Raw genomic sequence first — 18,415 nt, 5'->3', positions numbered from 1 at the left:
TATAGGTTATTTTTTAACTTAATATATATTTTTCTATGAAAAAAATATTCGAAATACTACAAACAATTAAATATTAGATTTAACATATTATTTTATAATATTTAAAAACTAATTTTTATTTATTTATAGGAGGAGTTTTTATGAGCAATCAAAATATTGACGAAGTATGTGAAATACTAGAATATATCACAAATGAAAATAGTGTTCCACGTAATATTAGAGAAGCAGCTAACGAATCAAGTAAACTCTTAAAAGATGAAGAAAAAGACCAATCCGTAAGAATAAGTACTGTTTTAGGAAAATTAGATGAAATCAGTAATGATCCAAACATCCCAGTTCATGCTAGAACCTTAATCTGGGAAGTATTATCTAAATTAGAAGCAATCTAATTTATTTAATTATTTTTTTATTTGACAATGCCACCGAAACTGTAACACCATCAAAAGCTGTTTTTTTATATATTAATTTTGAATCATATCCTGCTGTAATCAATGCTGACGGTTCACATACGCCAGGAATTCCAAACTTTGACATGACAAAATCTGATTTTTGAATATCATCTGATTTGAATAACTTTAGTTTATCTATTTCTACAAAGTTAACAGGAATATTCAATTCTTTTGATAAATCCAGTATACCTTTTTCATCTTTTTTAATTTCAGCTGATGAAAGCATATTAATTCTAGAAATATCCATATTTAAATCATTTAATACTTTATCAATTGCTTTTTTTATTTCAGAAGATGATTTACCACGCTTACATCCTATTCCAAAGACAATTTTGCGAGGTCTTAATATAATTTTGTGATTGTCGCATTCTGCTTCAATTTCATTATCATTTATCCTACTTGAAAAATAAATTGAAACATCCATTTCAAGTGTATTATCATTTAGATATTCAAATAAATAATCATAATTTCCATTACTATTGACTGTAAAAGAAACTTCTTTACCTTCTAAAATTGATTTATTAAAATGTAAAATCTCTTTTGTATTATCAATAGATAAATACAAATCTTTTGCCAAAACATCAATTCCTAATTTTTTATTAACATCAGTAGAAGTTGTTATAACAGGTGTTGCATTAATTAAAGTAGAAATTTTAGATGTCAATTGATTTGCTCCGCCAAGATGGCCTGAAAGCATACTGATGACAAAATTCCCATTGTCATCAATGTTTAAAATAGCAGGATCTGTTGTTTTGGATTCGAGTAAATGTGAAATACTTCTTATCAATATGCCGGAAGCCATAATAGCAATAATAGCATCATATTCATAAAATAATAAATTAAAAGTGTTTTTTACATCTTTGTGATAAACATCACATTTAATTATTGTAGAATCTTTATCTAATAAATCTTTTATTTTAAAGGACAAATCTAAACCTTTTTTTGAAACAGATAAAATAGCTATTTTCATAATATCACAAAATATATCAATTACTTAATACCTTATCTCTCCACCTTCTATACTAACATATTTATCATTTTGGTAATTAACATTTATGGAGTAAGTCTCTCTTTCAAGTCCAAAAAAATTAATAATTGCTGACCAAGTTTATCCTCTCTTAAAACCCTAAAAAACACGATTAAAAAGTTAATTAAGTATAATAATAGATTATACTTCCTAGTGTAAATAATTAAATGATAAAAAATAAGAAAAATATTAAAACACTTATGTCCACCTCTTTTTGAATAATTTGTAATAAATATCAATTAACTGTATAAAATGTATAATTATTAATAATATTTCTTTACATGTTAAATAAATGGAGATAAATATGAAGATTTTAAAAATCATGATTGTGGTACTTATTTTAATCCTATCTGTTGGTTTTGTTTGTGTAGCCGAAAACTGTGCTGAAGATGTTATAAGTACAGAAAATTCTCAAAATGAAGTTTATACAACTAATGAAGCTTCATTCACAAATTTAAGTGATGAAATAGAAAATGCAGGTACATCTTTAGATTTGAATCAAGATTATGCCTTCAACAATGTAACTGATAAAAATACAGGAATTTTAATTAATAAGGATAATTTTATCCTTAACGGTAACGGCCACACAATTGATGGGAAAAACCAATCAAGAATATTCAACATTAGCGGAAATAACATAACAATCAATAATCTTATTTTTATTAATGGAAATATGAGTGATGGTGATGCCGGAGCGATTTTTTCAAATGTATCAATCACATTAAACAATGTAAAATTCGCCAACAACCAAGCCAAATATGGTGGAGCAATAAGCACAGAAAATAATTTAACAATAAACAATGCCACATTCACCAACAACCAAGCCAAATATGGTGGAGCAATATATGCAAGAGGCAATATTATAATAAACAACACAACACTCACCAACAACAAAGCCACCAGCTATGGTGGAGCAATATACGTTAATATAGATACGGATGATAAAAAAAGTAAGGTCACAATAAACAACATAATACTTGGCAACAACAAAGCAGGTGAACAGGGAAATGCTCTTTCAATAGATGATGCTATATTTAACTTGAAGAATGCTACAATTATCAGTGATAATGAATTGAATTGGGGTTTATTTTACTTGGGAAATTCTTTAATTTATATTGAAAATACTACTTTTGCAAATATAACTAGTAATTATTCTAGTATAATTTATTCTATTAAAACTAGTGGAAAAATTATAAATTGTGATTTTGTTAACTTGACTGCATTGAAAACCGGAGGTGCAATAATCTATAAGTCTTTAGATGACATTAATATCGAAAATTGTAACTTTATAAATGTCAAATCTCAGAAAAATGGTGGAGTAATATGTGCAGAGGCTGAAGATAATTCAAAAGGCATTAATGTAGTTAATACAACTTTCATTAATTGTAATAGTGAATTTGGCGGTGTTATATTACAGTTAAATGGTAAACTAAATATTGAAGAATCTAAATTTATCAATAATAATGCAGGTGTAAGTGCTGGGGCAATATATACTTCTTTGACAAATTTTACCTTAAAAAATAGTGAGTTTATTAATAATTCTGCTTTTAAAAATGGCGGAGCAATTTACGCTGAATTATCAAATTTAACTATTGATAATGTGTGCTTTATTGGAAATAAAGTTGAAAATAGTAGTTTATTAAATCCCTGCACGATTTATGCTTATGATTCCAGTTCATATATTAAAAATTCATTTTTTAACAATTCTAAGTACAGTATTTCTTCATTTTTCACTGTCAAATATCTTGATGAGAATAACACTGTAAATAATGATGAATTTAGTTGGGACAATAAAATTTATCCACAGGTAGTTGTTAATGAAGGAATAAAAATCGAGTTAATAAATAATAGCATTGATGTTGCAAACCTCCCCGCCAAATTTGATTTGCGTGAATGGGGATGGGTTAGTCCTGTTAAAGATCAATTAGATAAGGGTTATTGCTGGGTTTTTGGTACATTAGCCAGTTTAGAATCTGCTTTATTAAAAGCAACTGGTGTGGAATATGATTTTTCAGAAAACAATATAGGAAATAACGGAATAATCTATAGTAGATATGGAAACGATGAAAATATTGAAGGAGGTCTTTCAACAACTGCGTTAGGATTTATATTAAATTGGTTTGGGCCAATACCTGAAGAATATGATACTTATGATGAAAAGGGAAAAATATCTGATGTTATATTTGATGTGAATAAAATCCATGTTCAAGATGCGGTTTTAATTCCTGTAAAAAAAACTGCTGATCGCATTAATTCTAATGAAACAAATAATTTAATCAAACAAGCAATACTAAAATACGGTGCTGTAGCAGTAATGGACCTTGGTGACGGACAGTACTTTGATGATGATGTTTCCATATATCATAAGGATATTTACCAATGTAACCACCTTGTTTCTTTAGTTGGATGGGATGATAACTATAGTAAAGATAAATTCAATATTACACCTCCAGGTGATGGTGCTTGGATATTAAAAAACAGTTGGGGTACCGATATAGGCGAAAATGGATATCAATACATTTCATATTATGATACTACACTATTAACACATTATAAACCAGTATATGGAATAGCATTTATATTTGAAAATACTGAAAATTACAAATATAATTACCAGACTGATTTAATGGGACTTAGAGAAACAGATAAAAATTACACATATTATTCAAATGAATACACTGCCATTTCTAATAACCTTTTAGGTGGAGTTGGTACTTACTTTAACGATTCAAACATAGATTATGAACTTAAAATATACGTTAATGATGAGTTAAAAATCACACAAAATGGTACAAGCGAATTTCCAGGATTTAAAACTATTAAATTAAATGAATATATCCCAGTTAAAGAAAATGATACATTTAAAGTGGTCCTTAAAAATAACATGATTCCTTATCAATTCAAATCAAGACAACATTACAAGGAAAATACCAGCTTTGTAAGTTCAGATGGTGAAAATTGGATTGATTATTCTTCATTAAATAGAACCGTTTGTTTAAAAGTCTACGCATTTGATTTACCTATTTACACCCAAGATTTAGTTAAAATATATAAAAATGAATCCAATTTTGTTGCAGAAATAGACGTTGCTAACGAAACTGTAACCTTTGAAATCAATGGCAGAAATTATACCAGAGTAAGTGATGAAAATGGAGCTGCTTCTATAGCAATCAACTTAAATCCAGGCAACTACACAATAAAAACAACCTACAATAATAATACAGTTGAAAATACTATTACAGTATTGCCAACATTAATAGCCGACAACCTAGTAAAGTACTTCAAAAATGAATCACAATTCTACATTTCATTAATTGATGGTCAAGGTAAATCAGTACCTGGTGTTAACATTACAATGAACATTAATGGTGTATTTTACAATCGTACAACCAATGAAAACGGAACAGCAAAATTAAACATTAACTTGAATCCTGGTGACTATATATTAACGGCAATTGATCCATTGACCGGTCTTCAAATGTCATATAACATTACAGTATTGCCTACCCTAAACGCCACTGACTTGGAGATGAAATATAAAGATGGTTCAACATTTAATGTTACTGTTTTAGATGGTAAAGGAAATCCATTAGCAGAAGTTGGAGTTACATTCAATATCAACGGAGTATTCTACACAAGATACACGGATTCCAAAGGTATAGCTAAGTTAAACATTAATTTAATGGCTGGTGAATACATCATTACTTCACAGTATGATGAAATGAAAATTGCAAATACAATAATCATTAAGGATTAAATTATTTAATCCTTCCTTTATTCTTTTTTTATAGCAACAACTTTTGAAAAAATCATAATTTCATATTATATAAACTATTGTTAATATTAATATTATAAATAATGTAAATAATCTTATTGTCAGAGATGTTAATCTAATTGCTTTTGAAATATCCAAAACACTGATTTCATGATTATTATCTCCTAAAACATAGGTACCTTTTTTTATTAACTGAATATCAAGTGCACCTGCTGCTGTGGCCATTGTATAACCTGAATTTGGACTGGGACAATTTCTTGCATCTCGTTTCATTATTTTATATGCATTTTTTCCATTATATTTTAATAAATAAGCGGATATTATAACAAAGATACCTGATATTCTGGCAGGAATATAATTTAAGATATCATCTAAAATTGCCGGTACAAAACCTATTTTATTCAGTTCATCTGTTTTGTATCCAAGCATTGCATCGAGAGTATTTGATATTCTATATATAAATGGAACCAATAATAAAATAATATAATAATCAACGTTAAATAACAATAATACTATTGAAACGATGAAAAAATAAAAAATTGGAGCAATATAAGAATCAGTTATGTTTTCTGTCATACTTTCGATTGTTGCAGAAACAATAAAACTTTCCGTTAACTCATCAGTATCACGACTGACCAGGTATGATACTGATTTTCTTGCTTTATCAAGATCTTCTTTCAGGTCTTTTTCAATATCTTTAGCCGTTGACAATAACATTTTAATTGAAAATGTTGATGACAATATAATAGAATAAAATATGATAAATAAATAATAATTAAATGAAAATAAAATCATTATTAATACTAAAAATAAACATGAAACAAAAATAGTAAATAATGTTGTAAAAAAGCCAGACCATCTGCTATTTAACCCTATGAATATATTCTTGAAAAAATCAATGATTTTTCCTATTATGACAACAGGATGGATTTTAGTTGGAAGTTCACCAAAAATTGCATCAATTAATAAACTAAAAACTAATGATATAATAATAAATTCGTAAACTTCTAACATAATATAAACTATTTATAATAAAAAAATAAATATTTTATTATTTAATTTAATAATAAAATAGTGATAAAAATGATAGATGAAGAAACAATAAAAAATTGGATAGTAGATGAAGGATTATTTAGAGAAAAAAAATTTGATGATAATGCTGATTTTCATTATATTATTGAGTTTCCAAAAGACAATATAATGGATATTGTTAAACCAAAAGGAAAAGATTTTATTGTAATGGCTTGTGCAACACAGGTTTCACCACAACATTTAGAATTAATGAATACTAGTTCTCCTAAAGAAAGAACTGAATTTTTATTAGATTTAAACATGTCAATCAATCAATTTTTAGTTGACTGTCAATTAGCTGTTGATCAAAATACTAACTTATTACAACAGTATGTTATCACTTATCAGATTTTTGAAGATGGAATATCTAAAAATGCTTTATTTGATGCACTTAAAAGGGTTTTCAAAGCTAAAATACAATGTGTATGGATGATTGAAAGAACTTTTGGTACTGTAGGTGCTCCTACAACTACCGAACCTTCAAATGAAAATTCAATGTTCATCTAGAGAGAGGGACATATATTTCAAGTGAAAGCTAAACGAAGGTATATTTTGAATGAAGAGGTATATTTCAAGTGAAAAATACACTTGAAAAACACCTTAATTTTTTTTGCTCTAATTTTAATGTAAAGACTTTATTTTTATTTATTTTTAATTTAAACATGTTTTTAAAAACTTAATTTTTTATTTACACTTGAAATACATGTCATGATTTTGTTTTTTTACAAAATTTGATTACACTTGAAATGCTCCTCTCACTCTCTCATAATTAAGATAAATGTATGGAGTATTTTATTCTTATTAAGTATACTTTTTTTATTTTTGAATTTATAATTTATATTTTGTATACTTTTTTTAATTATGAATACAAACATTTATATACTATAACATTCCATTAATTATTTAGGTACACAAATCCTAAAAAAGTATACATCAAGGAGTTTTTAAAATGTTTGGAAAATATAATATTGAGTTAAAAAATGGTGATCAAAAATTAGCTGTAAAATATACTCCTGCTAAAGTAGATATAATTGTAGACAGTGAAATTTCTGAAGAATTAGAAGAAATGGTTAGAGGAGGTATAGGATCTCTCTATGAATTAGGTTCTGGACTTATACAATATGGTGAAAGGTTAAGTTCAAATGAATTAAAACCTTTAACTGTTTTTGTTAAAGCACAGACAAAAGAATTCTTTAAAGACAATTCAATTTTAAGTGCTGATGAAGTACTTGAGGTATATGAAAATTTCAACCATAATGCTGATGCATTAATCAAATCCCTTTTAAATGATGAAAGGAATTTAGAACATGAATTATTTAAAGTCCGAGAAAAAATTGAAAATGCTAAATCATTTAAAGATGAACTCAATAACATGGATTTAGAAAATGAGAATGAAGATGATAATGAAATTGTTTCATCATTAAATGAAAATCCTGAAGATTCAAGAGTTAAAGTAGATATAATGTAACATTTAAGCTTATAATTATGTTATATGCTTATTTTTTTAAATCTACTTTCATCTATTTTTTCATGAAAATACATGGTGTGAAATATTTTCTTGCTAAATTTTTTCTATACAAATGTTAGACAACAATTTTCACCTCTTATCATTAATTTTTACATTTGAAATACTACTTTTATAATTGAAATGGTACTCTATTTTTCTTAAAAACATAAATTAATAATTAGTCATTATATTAAAAATAAAGAATTATTATCTAATTTTTCTGATGAAATAATACTTATCGTTTGTTTTATATTTAAAAAAACAGTTATTATGTATTTAATTTTTTACATCATATAAAATTTTAAAAGTTGTTCAATGAAAAAGTTTATTTAATACCTTGTTTAAATATTAACACTGGAAATTATACTTATGTAATTTTTTCTATTTTTCATAATTTTTTATATGGGTGAGGAAATGGCGAATATTTTTGAAAACATTCAGAAGGAAAATGTAATTTTCAAGGATAAACAACCTTTGGATCATAGGTTTTTACCTGAAAAATTATTGCACAGAGAAGATCAGGTGACGCAGATAGCGCGATATTGGGTTGATGCCCTAAATGATGTAACACCATCAAATATTACCATTTATGGTAAAACAGGTACAGGAAAAACTGCTGCTGCAAAATTTGCACGTTCACAATTATTGGAATTTTCAGCAGACCAGGATGTCTTTATCAAGATTGAATATATTAGGTGTACTGACTATACAACAGAGTATCAGGTTTTAGCTCAATTATGTCAAAAGCTTGGTCGTGACGTCCCCCACAGGGGATGGACAAAAGCGGAAGTTGTAAACACTTTCCGAGATATATTTAGAACTAATGCATTTGGAAAAAAACTTATTTTAATTGTTATTTTGGACGAAATCGATATTTTACTTAATAAGGATGGAGATGGGATATTATATACATTAACCAGAACGGATAATGTTTCCATTTTATCAATCAGTAATTTCTTGGACTTTAAAGGATTAATTAAATCAAGAGTTACAAGCAGTTTAAATGATAAGGAGATTGTATTTCCACCATATGGTGCTAATCAGTTAACTGATATTTTAAACGAAAGGGCTAAGTTGGCTTTTAATGAAGGAGTTGTTGAAAGCGATGTAATACCATTGTGTTCTGCAATGGCTGCTAAAGAGGAAGGGGATGCAAGATTTGCTCTGGACTTATTGAAAACATCAGGTTTTATTGCTGAAGAAGAAGGTTCACAATCCATTAAAAGTGATCATGTCAGAATGGCTAAAGACAGAATTGAACATGATAAATTTGTAGATGTCGTTAAAACACTTCCAACTCAACAGCAAAGAGTTTTAGAAGCTATTTTAAGATTAACTAATGAAAATGAAGAGATTACTTCAGGTAAGTTATATGAAACTTATACAGAAGTATCCAAAAAAGATGCTGTTACTTATAGAAGAATATTTGATTTTATAAATGAACTTGAAATGTTAGGTATTATTTCAACCAATACTGTTTCACGTGGTCGTGGAAAAGGCAGAACCAATATCATCAAGCTTCAATGTGATGAAGACTTACTTGAATCAAGTTTATATTCTCCTATTTAGGGTTGTTCTTAATTAATGTTTTTAAAATAGCCATTCTCACAGGAACAGCATTAGCTGCTTGGGTGAAATACTTGTTATATTTAGTATCATCCACATCACAATCTATTTCATCTATTCTAGGTAAAGGATGCATAACTATTAAATCTTTACCTTCTAACATTTTTTTGTTAATGATGTAAGCGCCTTTTATTTTTAAATAATCATCAATATCTCCAAAGCGTTCTTTTTGAATTCTTGTAACATATAAAACATTTACTTTATCAATAATCTCTGAAATATTGGAAACTTCCGTATATGACATTCCGACTTTATCCAAATCATGAAGAATTTCTTGAGGCATTTTTAATTCAGCCGGTGATACAAAATAAAGCTCTACATTATCATATAAAGTTAAAGCATTAGCTAATGAATGGACTGTACGGCCATATTTTAAGTCACCAATTAATGCTATTTTTATGTTATCGATATTGCCGATTTCTTTTTTGATGGTGTATAAATCTAACAATGTTTGGGTTGGGTGTTGGCCTGCACCGTCACCTGCATTTATTACGGGAACGTCTACCACATCAGATATAAATTTGGATACTCCTTCCATTTCATGTCTTATTACTAATGCATCACAGTATCCCTCATACATTTTTGCAGTGTCTGCTATGCTTTCGCCTTTTGACACGCTTGAAGAACCGGTATTTTCAAAACCTATACATTGTCCGCTTAGACGTTTCATAGCTGTTTCAAAAGACATTTTTGTTCTTGTGGATGGTTCAAAAAACATTAATCCCAATATTTTTCCTTTTAATTCTTCTGAAATTTCTTTAGATTGGGCAACATTTTCTAATGTAGATGCTTCATTTAAAATATAATCAATATCTGATCTTTTAAAATCTTTAATTGATATTATGTTTTTTAGCTCAAAAATTTTAATCAACCCTTTTTTCAATTAACTCATTAATTATTTTTGCAAATTCTTCTATTTTATCTTTGTTCAATGAAGGTATTGTTTCATTATTTTCTATAATTTTTTTAGATTTTCTTCTTTGGATGAAGTTTCCTATATCTGTGTTGATATTATAACCGAAGTTTGAACATAGTCTTGAAGATTCTATAATTTCCGTTGAAAATACTTTATTCAAATTTATAACTATGTCTAAATTTTCATCACTATTTACATATAATGCATAGGGTTTCTCAAGCAGTGTTTTGGTATTTCTTGAAATGAATTGTTTAAAAGATCCCTGAACTTTATAATAGGTTGATGCACCTAAAATTATAAAGTTGTATTTTAAAAGACAAATGTCTTTCACATTATCTATTGATATTAACACTACTTCTGCATTAATCAACTCTTTCAGTATTTTAGCTGATTTTTTAGTATCATCTATCAATGTTGAATAAATAATTGCAATTTTCATATTATTCTTTCAATCGGTACAACAAGAATGTCTTTAGCACCGGCATTTCTTAAATTATTAACAAGTTCAAATACTTCATCTTCATCAACAACAGCCTGAATAGCAACTGTTTTTTCTTTTGATAAAACTTCAGAAACTGTAGGTCCTTCCATTGAAGGCATTAATTTTCTTACTGCATCTAAATCTTTTCTTCTAACATTCATCATTATAAGTTTTTTACCCAATGCATCAATTACTCCTTTAACACTACTGCTTACAGCTTCTACAAGAGGTTTTTTATTTTCAAGTGATTCTTTATTTGTAATTAAAACTATTGTACTTTCTAAAATTGTATCAATAATCTTTAAATGGTTCATTTTTAGTGTAGTTCCTGTACTGGTTAAATCAGTAATCAAGTCAGCAACACCAATAAACGGTGCAATTTCAGTTGAACCACTTAATTTAACGATTTTTGGTTCTAAACCATGATTTTTAAAGTATTTTTTTGTTAGTGTAGGAAATTCAGTTGCAATTGTCATTTCTGAGGTTACATCATTAATTGAATTTATTTTTGAATCTTCTGGAGATGCTAAAACGAGTTTTGTTTTGCCGAAGTTCAAATCAGTTAATTCAATTACTTTGCTTTCACTTTCTTTTATTAAATCAATACCAGATATTCCCATGTCAACAATTCCGTCAGATACAAATTCCGGGATATCTGATGCTCTTGCAAACATTACATCAATATTTTTATTATGAGTTTTTGAGACTAATTTTCGATTATTATTATACTTTAAACCTAATCCAGCTTTTTCTAATATATTTATTGATGGATTACTTATTCTTCCTTTTGATGGAACTGCAATTTTTAATTTCATTTCAACACCACTTATTTTTTTTATATATATTATGTTTAAAATACTTTTTTTCATCAAAATTTTTTTAGGTAATCCTTAAAATTCCAAAATATTTAAATATTTAATCAGTTAATACATTAGAATAACTTATGATAAATCAATTATCCTCATAAGTTAATGATTGAATTTAAGTGAGGTGAAAATTATGTCTGAAATCCCAAAAGCTCCTATTGCTAGAATCATTAAAGATACTGGTGCAGAAAGAGTAAGTGAAGATGCAAAAACTGAATTAGCTGATGCATTAGAAGAAATCGCACGTAACATTGCTATCAAAGCTAACGAAGCTGCAAGATTAGCAAAACGTAAAACTATTAAAGCTGAAGATATTAAATTCGCAGTAAATGAATTAGACTTATAATTTTTATAAGTCCTACTTTTTTTATTTTTATTTTTTAAGGTGTTATTATGGCAGATAATACAATATTAATTAAAAATGCATCTATTTTAAATTCTGTAAATGAAATCAAAGGAAAAAAGGATGTATTAATTAAAAATGATTTGATTTTTGAAATAAACGATGAAATTACAGATAATAATGTAGATAAGGTTATCGATGCAACTGATAAAATTTTACTTCCGGGTTTTGTAAATACTCATACCCATTTATCAATGACATTATTTAGGGGTCTTGCTGATGATTTAGCTCTTGATGAATGGTTAAATGATAATATATGGCCTATGGAAGCTAATCTTAATGGAAATTATTGTTATATTGGAGCTCTTTTAGGAGCAGTCGAATTAATTAAATCCGGAACTACAACATTTTCAGATATGTACTTTTACATGGAAGATGTTGCAAAGGCTGTAGAAGAGTCAGGAATAAGGGCAGCTTTATCATATGGTATGATAGATTTTGGTGATGAAGAAAAAAGAAAAGCCGAAATCGAACAAAACATGAGATTATTTAAGAACTGTCATAATACAGCTGACGGAAGAATTAAAGTATTTTTCGGACCGCATTCACCATACACAGCTTCTGAAGAACTATTAAAAGAAGTTAGAAAACTGGCTGATGAAAATGATATTAAAATTCACATACATGTCAGTGAAACTCAAAAAGAAATTAATGATGTTAGCTCTGAAAAAGGTCTAAGACCATTTGAATATTTGGATTCCATTGGATTTTTAGGTCCTGATGTTGTATGTGCTCACAGTGTATGGCTAAGTGATGAGGAAATCGAAATAATCAAAAAACATGATGTTAAAATTTCACATAATCCATGCAGTAATATGAAATTAGCATCAGGAATAGCTCCTGTATCAAAATTACTTGAAAATGATATTTGTGTTGCTATTGGAACTGATGGTGCATCATCAAATAATAATCTGGATATTATTGAAGAGTTAAAAACCGCCAGTTTACTACAAAAGGTATCAACTCTTGATCCAAAGGTTTTAACCTCTGATGAAGCAATAGCCATGGGAACTATCAATGGTGCAATAGCACTTGGTTTGGATGATGAAATTGGAAGCATAGAGGTTGGTAAAAAAGCAGATTTAATTTTAATTGATACCAATAATGCTAATATGGTTCCGGACAGTTCTAAATTAAGTTCTAATGTTATTTATTCTGCAAATGGGTCTAATGTAGATACAACTATTTGTAATGGTGTAATATTAATGGAAAATAAGAAATTAACTACATTAGATGAAGATAAAGTTTATCAAAAAGCAAGAGAAGCAATAGATCAGCTTAAAAAAGCTATCTAGCTTCAAATTTTATTTTATTTTTATTTATTATTATGCTTCTTTTCCAAGCATCTGTAGTTTCTGGGAAATCGCTTCTAAAGTGTGCTCCTCTACTTTCACGACGTAATATAGCTGATTTTACAACTAATATACAGATTTCAACCATATTAATTACTTCAAGAGCAGTTAACAATTCAGTATTATATTGATTTTCATCACATACATCCAACTTATCTAAGTCTTTCTGCATTTGTTGTAATTCCCGTAAAGCTTCATTCAATGTTTTTTCTTCACGCACAATAGCTACTTTTTCCCACATTAAGTTTTTAATGTTTTCTTTAAATTCTAATGGTTTAATTGATCCAGGCTTAATTAAACCTTCGATTCTTTCTTTTTCAGCTAAAAACATTTCATCATTTGTCTTTAAAGAAGTTTCTTTAGCTTTTTTAGCTGCATTTTCACCAGCTATTTTTCCAAATACCTGAGTATCAGCAAGAGCATTTCCACCTAAACGATTTGCTCCATGAACTCCACCGGATACTTCTCCACAAGCAAATAAATTAGGAATTGATGTTGAACCATCAGTATTTATTTTAATACCGCCCATAAAATGATGTGCTGTTGGAGCTACTTCTATAGGTTCATTTTTAATATCTACACCAACATTTTTGAATTGTAAAACCATTGTGTCTAATTCTTCTTCAATTATTTCATCATCTACATGTGAAATATCAAGATATACTCCGCCATGTTCGCTTCCTCTTCCTTCAATGATTTCTTGATAAATTGATCTTGCAACTACATCACGGGTTGACAATTCCATTTTTTCAGGTGAATATTTTTTCATGAAACGTTCACCATCTTTGTTTAATAAAATTCCACCTTCCGCTCTTACAGCTTCAGTCACTAAAACTCCTCTTTTAGATTTTGGACTTACCATTCCCGTTGGGTGAAATTGTACTTGCTCCATATCTATAAGATTTGCACCGGCTCTGTAAGCTATTGCAAAGCCGTCTCCATTTTTTTGAAAGGTATTGGAAGTTACAGGATATAATTGGCCGGCTCCGCCACTAGCAAATATAACAGCTTTAGCCTTAAAGTAAATCATGCTGGAATCTTTCAGATCGAATCCTGTCGCTCCGATTACTTGAAGACCATCTTGAATAAGAGAAGTTATCATTACTTCTTCAATGCATTCAATGTCTCTTTTAATGATTTCTTCTTTCAGTGCGTTTAGTAATTCGGCGCCGGTACGATCTCCTTCAAAGCATGTTCTTCTATAGGTTTGACCACCAAAAGGTCTTTGTGCAATTTTGCCGTTTTCCTGCCTGTCAAATAATGCACCATAGTTTTCCAAGTCTATTAGTCTTTTGGGGGATTCTTCGACTAATATATTGACTAACTTTTTATCATTAAGGTATTTTCCACCTTCTAGTGTATCTTTGATATGTGCATCAATTGAATCTTCTTCATCTACAGCTTTAAAAACAGCATTATATCCACCTTCTGCCATTCCAGTACAGCCTGACCTAAATGACAGTCCTTTTGATACAATTGTAGCTTTAACTCCAGCTTTATCTACTTCAATAGCTGCTCTTGAACCAGCACCACCTGATCCGACAATTAAAACATCTGTTTCAATTTTCTTAACTTCCATTTTTATACCTTTCAAAATTTATATTATTATTTTTGTTTTTAATAATTAATATAAATATGTAAATAAATAACAATCATTATATAGAGGTAATATCATGAAACTTTATGGTGAAGTTACAAGTGGTTTGGGAAAAGCAGCTTTTTTCCTTTCACAGGATTTTTATGTTGATAATTTCATTAAAAAATGTGGTTTTAAGCCATATCCCGGAACTCTGAATGTTATTATTTCGGAAGAACATTTAGACCAGATTAATGAAGTTAAAAATAGTTGTGAAAATATTATCAAACCGGAAGAGGGTTTTGGTGCTGTAAAATATATTGATGCTACTTTGAATGATAAAGTTAATGGAGCTATTGTTTTTCCAGCAAAAACTGAACATACTGAAAATTATTTGGAATTTATTGCTGAAAAAAAACTAAGAGATGAACTAAATTTAAAAGACGGCGACATTGTAAGTTTAGAATTTTAAATCAAAAGTATTTTATATAATAATTGATATATTTTTTTATACGTTCTCAGGGCGGAGTGAAATTCTCCACCGGTGGTGATTTTTATATAAGTCCACGAGCACAAAAAAGTGTTGATTTGGTGAGATTCCAAAACCGACGGTGATAGTCCGGATGGAAGAGAATAAGTAAATTATTTTTTTTAGCCCTGGTTCTAGTACACAAGGAGACATTACTATGAATCAAGAAACAAATTTAGATAAGGCTTTAGAAGCTATTAAAAATGGTGAATTCGTTCTAGTTTATGACGATGATGATAGGGAAGGAGAAGTTGATATGATTATCGCTTCAGAATTTGTAACCCCAAAATCCATTGCTACTATGAGAAACGATGCCGGTGGTTTAATCTGTAATTGTTTACATGCAGATTTCTGTGAAGCTATTCATTTACCATTCATGGTGGATATTATGAAAGCAGCAACTGAAAAATATCCCGAATTAGCAAAATTGGCACCTACTGACATTCCTTATGATGAAAGATCTTCATTTTCCATATGGACTAACCATAGAAAATCTTTCACTGGTGTAACAGACCACGATAGGGCAATGACAATTAGTGAAATGGCTAAAATGATGAAAGACGAAAGATTTGATGAATTTGGTGCAACATTTAGATCACCAGGTCATGTTTGTCTTTTAAGAGGAGCAGATGGTCTTGTAAAAAACAGAAGAGGACACACTGAAATCGGTCTTGCATTATGTGAGATGGCAGGTGTTACTCCAGTTTGTGTAGTTTGTGAGATGATGGATGGTGAAACCGGACAAGCTACTTCAATTGCTGATGCTCGTAAATATGCTGAAAAAAATGGATTAGTCTTGCTTAGAGGCGAAGACATCATAAATAAATATTTAGATGAATACTAACTATACATGTTAGTATTATCCATCCTTTTATTTTGAATATAGTTAATTATAAATTGGGTAATCTGTTGTATCTTGTATGAGTTATAAATGCTGAATACAACATATTTTCCGTCATGCATTCCTATTTTTAAACCGTCACGTATTTCTTTTGTAGGTTCTACTTGAGATATTTTATCCCATGTAATTCTCAGTGTTTTACTTTTAAGCGCTTTTTCAAAATGGATTCCATCATCCATTATTTTAACTTTTTTAACTACACGGCGGTTTTTTGGAGAAGCTATTTGAATATCTCCATTTTCATCAAATACATAATCAGGAATTAAACAAGTTGCTTTCCAGCCCTGTTTTATTTTTTTTGCTACCTGATGCCTATCTTTTTTTGTTAATTTAACACCTTGTTCTGGGCTTAAGTTAAGAGCCATTATATCACCTTATCTTTTATTTCATTAAATGGAATTATACGATTAAATTCAACTTCACTTGCCATATTGGCTATTTTTTCTACATCTATTGATTCTTCTACTAAATCTAGTGCCGCTTTTGTAAATAAGTCATATCTGATTTCTATTTCTGGTGTGAAACCTCTTGTTTCCAATTTAAGTTTTCCGACACTTAATATATCATCTACTTTGGTATTGTTTCTAATATAAGGAACAACATTATCAAATATATTTTGATTATATACTTTATTTAATAATATTGCCTTAACATTTACACCAAACTTTTCCAACATATTTGCATGTGCTGTTAAATCAACTGCTGCGGATTCAATTCCACCTTTGTTAACGCCTGAAATTAACAGCATCGGAATGTTTGATGACATTGCAATTTCAGCAGCTGAAAATGGAACTTTTTCATTTAATAGACCAGTAAAAACACTCATAACGCCTTCAATTAATACAATATCATAATCTGATGAGTTTAATTTAGCTATTGTAGATTCAATATCCATCCAGCCTAAATGTCCGATTTTAATGGAACTGAATTCATTCATGTAATCTTTTGTCAAGTATAATCCTGGAATAATGTCTCTAACGTCAGGACCAACTTTTAAAAGAGCCACCTTATATCCTCTTTTTCTAAGTGCACCTGCCAGACCCGTTAAAATGAATGTCTTTCCTGAATCAGATCCGTTACTTCCAATCATTAAAAATTTAGGCTTATTGTTAATCTTTTTTTGAGGTATTTTTATACCGGTTCCTATTCCCACTTCTCTTTGAATATATTCTTTAACATCTTTGTTTCTATTGTAAATATCATCAATATCATTTGCATCTATCTGATTTAGGAGATTTTCTACCAATATCGGATTTTCATCCAATATATTATGTATCATTGTTCCAATAACATTTCCGTCATCATTACATGCTCCAGAGAATATATTATAATCTCCAGCTTTATTTGTATCTCCATAATTCATTCTTTGGACTTTTGAGTAGAATAATGGCTTGGCATCACCCACTACCTTTCCGTATGTATGTGTGTGAAAACCGTTTACGTCTTCAGTTTGGTTTTTAGTTAAAAATGAGTTATCATATACTTTAGCTATTACTCTGTCACTTGTAATCAAAGGTGAAAATTCAACATCTATCAATCCAAGGCCATCCTTTACAATTGGCACTTCAGATTTTCTCCCGATGTCTATTTGATTTGAAAGCAGCTGAAAACCGGCACAGATTCCAATAATTGGTTTTCCCATTTTTGCCATTTTCAGGATTTCCTTATTTAAATCCATATTAATGTCATTTGATTCAATTAAGGTTCCACCAGGTATAATTAATGCATCAAGTTCTTCACTTGCTTTATTTCCATTAACTAAACCGTTTTCCTTTACTATATCTGTTGGCAATTTTCCAAACTCTTCAAATCCAGGAACAGCACCTTTAACATATGCAAGTCCAATTTTTGTCATAAAAATAACCTCACTTATAATATGATTTTAATTATTTTTAAACTTTTTTTGACATGCATTTCAAGTGTAAAATTTTTAAGG

At 28.9% G+C, this 18,415-nt stretch carries 17 protein-coding genes and 1 riboswitch; of the genes, 9 read left to right on the top strand and 8 right to left on the bottom strand.

Annotation, left to right across the window (positions count from 1 at the left end):
- Window positions 1–140: 140 nt before the first annotated feature.
- On the top strand, window positions 141–389 hold the full coding sequence (locus tag ACKI5C_RS05795) for a UPF0147 family protein (protein ID WP_296794146.1): 249 nt from the start codon (window positions 141–143) through the stop codon (window positions 387–389).
- A gap of 1 nt (window position 390) precedes the next feature.
- Here the strand turns inward: ACKI5C_RS05795 and ACKI5C_RS05790 are convergent, their stop codons facing one another.
- Window positions 391–1,419, bottom strand: a complete 1,029-nt coding sequence (locus ACKI5C_RS05790; RefSeq protein WP_407432228.1) for a cobalt-precorrin 5A hydrolase — start codon at window positions 1,417–1,419, stop codon at window positions 391–393.
- A gap of 361 nt (window positions 1,420–1,780) precedes the next feature.
- Between ACKI5C_RS05790 and ACKI5C_RS05785 the strand changes: the two genes are divergently transcribed.
- Complete coding sequence (locus ACKI5C_RS05785) at window positions 1,781–5,233, top strand: C1 family peptidase (protein WP_407432227.1); 3,453 nt, start codon at window positions 1,781–1,783, stop codon at window positions 5,231–5,233.
- Between the two features lie 60 nt (window positions 5,234–5,293).
- Here ACKI5C_RS05785 and ACKI5C_RS05780 read toward each other — a convergent pair whose 3' ends face one another.
- Complete coding sequence (locus ACKI5C_RS05780; RefSeq protein WP_407432226.1) at window positions 5,294–6,265, bottom strand: cobalamin biosynthesis protein; 972 nt, start codon at window positions 6,263–6,265, stop codon at window positions 5,294–5,296.
- 69 nt (window positions 6,266–6,334) lie between these two features.
- On the opposite strand from ACKI5C_RS05780, the gene ACKI5C_RS05775 reads away from it, so the two are divergent.
- The 3 genes from ACKI5C_RS05775 to ACKI5C_RS05765 all read left to right on the top strand — a co-directional run bounded on the left by ACKI5C_RS05775 (window position 6,335) and on the right by ACKI5C_RS05765 (window position 9,398).
- Entirely contained in the window at window positions 6,335–6,829 is a 495-nt protein-coding gene (locus tag ACKI5C_RS05775; protein ID WP_407432225.1) for a DUF2299 domain-containing protein, read from the top strand.
- Window positions 6,830–7,271: 442 nt separating this feature from the next.
- Complete coding sequence (locus ACKI5C_RS05770) at window positions 7,272–7,790, top strand: hypothetical protein (RefSeq protein WP_407432224.1); 519 nt, start codon at window positions 7,272–7,274, stop codon at window positions 7,788–7,790.
- Between the two features lie 453 nt (window positions 7,791–8,243).
- Window positions 8,244–9,398: a Cdc6/Cdc18 family protein gene (locus ACKI5C_RS05765; protein ID WP_407432223.1), complete on the top strand. Its 1,155-nt coding sequence runs from the start codon at window positions 8,244–8,246 to the stop codon at window positions 9,396–9,398.
- Here ACKI5C_RS05765 and pyrB read toward each other — a convergent pair.
- Genes pyrB through hisG form a run of 3 tightly spaced genes read right to left on the bottom strand, consistent with a single transcriptional unit; the run spans window position 9,391 to window position 11,667 of the window.
- Window positions 9,391–10,326: an aspartate carbamoyltransferase gene (gene pyrB, locus ACKI5C_RS05760; protein ID WP_407432245.1), complete on the bottom strand. Its 936-nt coding sequence runs from the start codon at window positions 10,324–10,326 to the stop codon at window positions 9,391–9,393. The two genes, ACKI5C_RS05765 and pyrB, sit on opposite strands and share 8 nt — an antisense overlap.
- Window positions 10,319–10,810, bottom strand: a complete 492-nt coding sequence (locus tag ACKI5C_RS05755; protein ID WP_407432222.1) for a flavodoxin domain-containing protein — start codon at window positions 10,808–10,810, stop codon at window positions 10,319–10,321. Before ACKI5C_RS05755 ends, pyrB begins: the two co-directional genes overlap by 8 nt.
- The gene (hisG, locus tag ACKI5C_RS05750) at window positions 10,807–11,667 is read right to left on the bottom strand and encodes an ATP phosphoribosyltransferase (RefSeq protein ID WP_407432221.1); all 861 of its coding nucleotides are present in this window, start codon (window positions 11,665–11,667) and stop codon (window positions 10,807–10,809) included. Before hisG ends, ACKI5C_RS05755 begins: the two co-directional genes overlap by 4 nt.
- Before the next feature lie 184 nt (window positions 11,668–11,851).
- Between hisG and ACKI5C_RS05745 the strand changes: the two genes are divergently transcribed.
- Both ACKI5C_RS05745 and ACKI5C_RS05740 read left to right on the top strand, forming a co-directional pair.
- Window positions 11,852–12,064 (top strand): histone family protein, encoded by a 213-nt coding sequence (locus tag ACKI5C_RS05745; protein ID WP_296888026.1) that lies wholly within the window; start codon window positions 11,852–11,854, stop codon window positions 12,062–12,064.
- Window positions 12,065–12,111: 47 nt separating this feature from the next.
- Window positions 12,112–13,416, top strand: coding sequence for an amidohydrolase family protein (locus ACKI5C_RS05740; protein WP_407432220.1), 1,305 nt, complete (start codon window positions 12,112–12,114; stop codon window positions 13,414–13,416).
- On the opposite strand, the gene tfrA is transcribed toward ACKI5C_RS05740, so the two are convergent.
- Window positions 13,409–15,052 carry a fumarate reductase (CoM/CoB) subunit TfrA gene (gene tfrA, locus ACKI5C_RS05735; RefSeq protein ID WP_407432219.1) on the bottom strand — a complete coding sequence of 548 codons (1,644 nt, stop codon included), beginning with the start codon at window positions 15,050–15,052 and terminating at the stop codon, window positions 13,409–13,411. The genes ACKI5C_RS05740 and tfrA overlap by 8 nt on opposite strands.
- A 94-nt stretch (window positions 15,053–15,146) precedes the next feature.
- Here tfrA and ACKI5C_RS05730 point away from each other — a divergent pair, with 94 nt between their 5' ends.
- The gene (locus ACKI5C_RS05730; protein WP_407432218.1) at window positions 15,147–15,521 is read left to right on the top strand and encodes a DUF120 domain-containing protein; all 375 of its coding nucleotides are present in this window, start codon (window positions 15,147–15,149) and stop codon (window positions 15,519–15,521) included.
- 38 nt (window positions 15,522–15,559) lie between these two features.
- Window positions 15,560–15,688, top strand: a riboswitch (FMN riboswitch).
- 47 nt (window positions 15,689–15,735) lie between these two features.
- Complete coding sequence (gene ribB, locus ACKI5C_RS05725) at window positions 15,736–16,422, top strand: 3,4-dihydroxy-2-butanone-4-phosphate synthase (protein WP_407432217.1); 687 nt, start codon at window positions 15,736–15,738, stop codon at window positions 16,420–16,422.
- Here ribB and ACKI5C_RS05720 read toward each other — a convergent pair.
- Window positions 16,419–16,844, bottom strand: a complete 426-nt coding sequence (locus tag ACKI5C_RS05720) for a hypothetical protein (protein ID WP_296794187.1) — start codon at window positions 16,842–16,844, stop codon at window positions 16,419–16,421. The genes ribB and ACKI5C_RS05720 overlap by 4 nt on opposite strands.
- A complete protein-coding gene (locus ACKI5C_RS05715; protein WP_407432216.1) occupies window positions 16,844–18,334 on the bottom strand; it encodes a cobyrinic acid a,c-diamide synthase in 1,491 nt (496 codons plus the stop codon). Before ACKI5C_RS05715 ends, ACKI5C_RS05720 begins: the two co-directional genes overlap by 1 nt.
- Window positions 18,335–18,415: the final 81 nt, after the last annotated feature.

It is taken from the genome of Methanobrevibacter sp. (genome assembly GCF_045646045.1).
Classification (GTDB): domain Archaea; phylum Methanobacteriota; class Methanobacteria; order Methanobacteriales; family Methanobacteriaceae; genus Methanocatella.
This window is presented reverse-complemented; position numbering and strand designations above follow the sequence as displayed.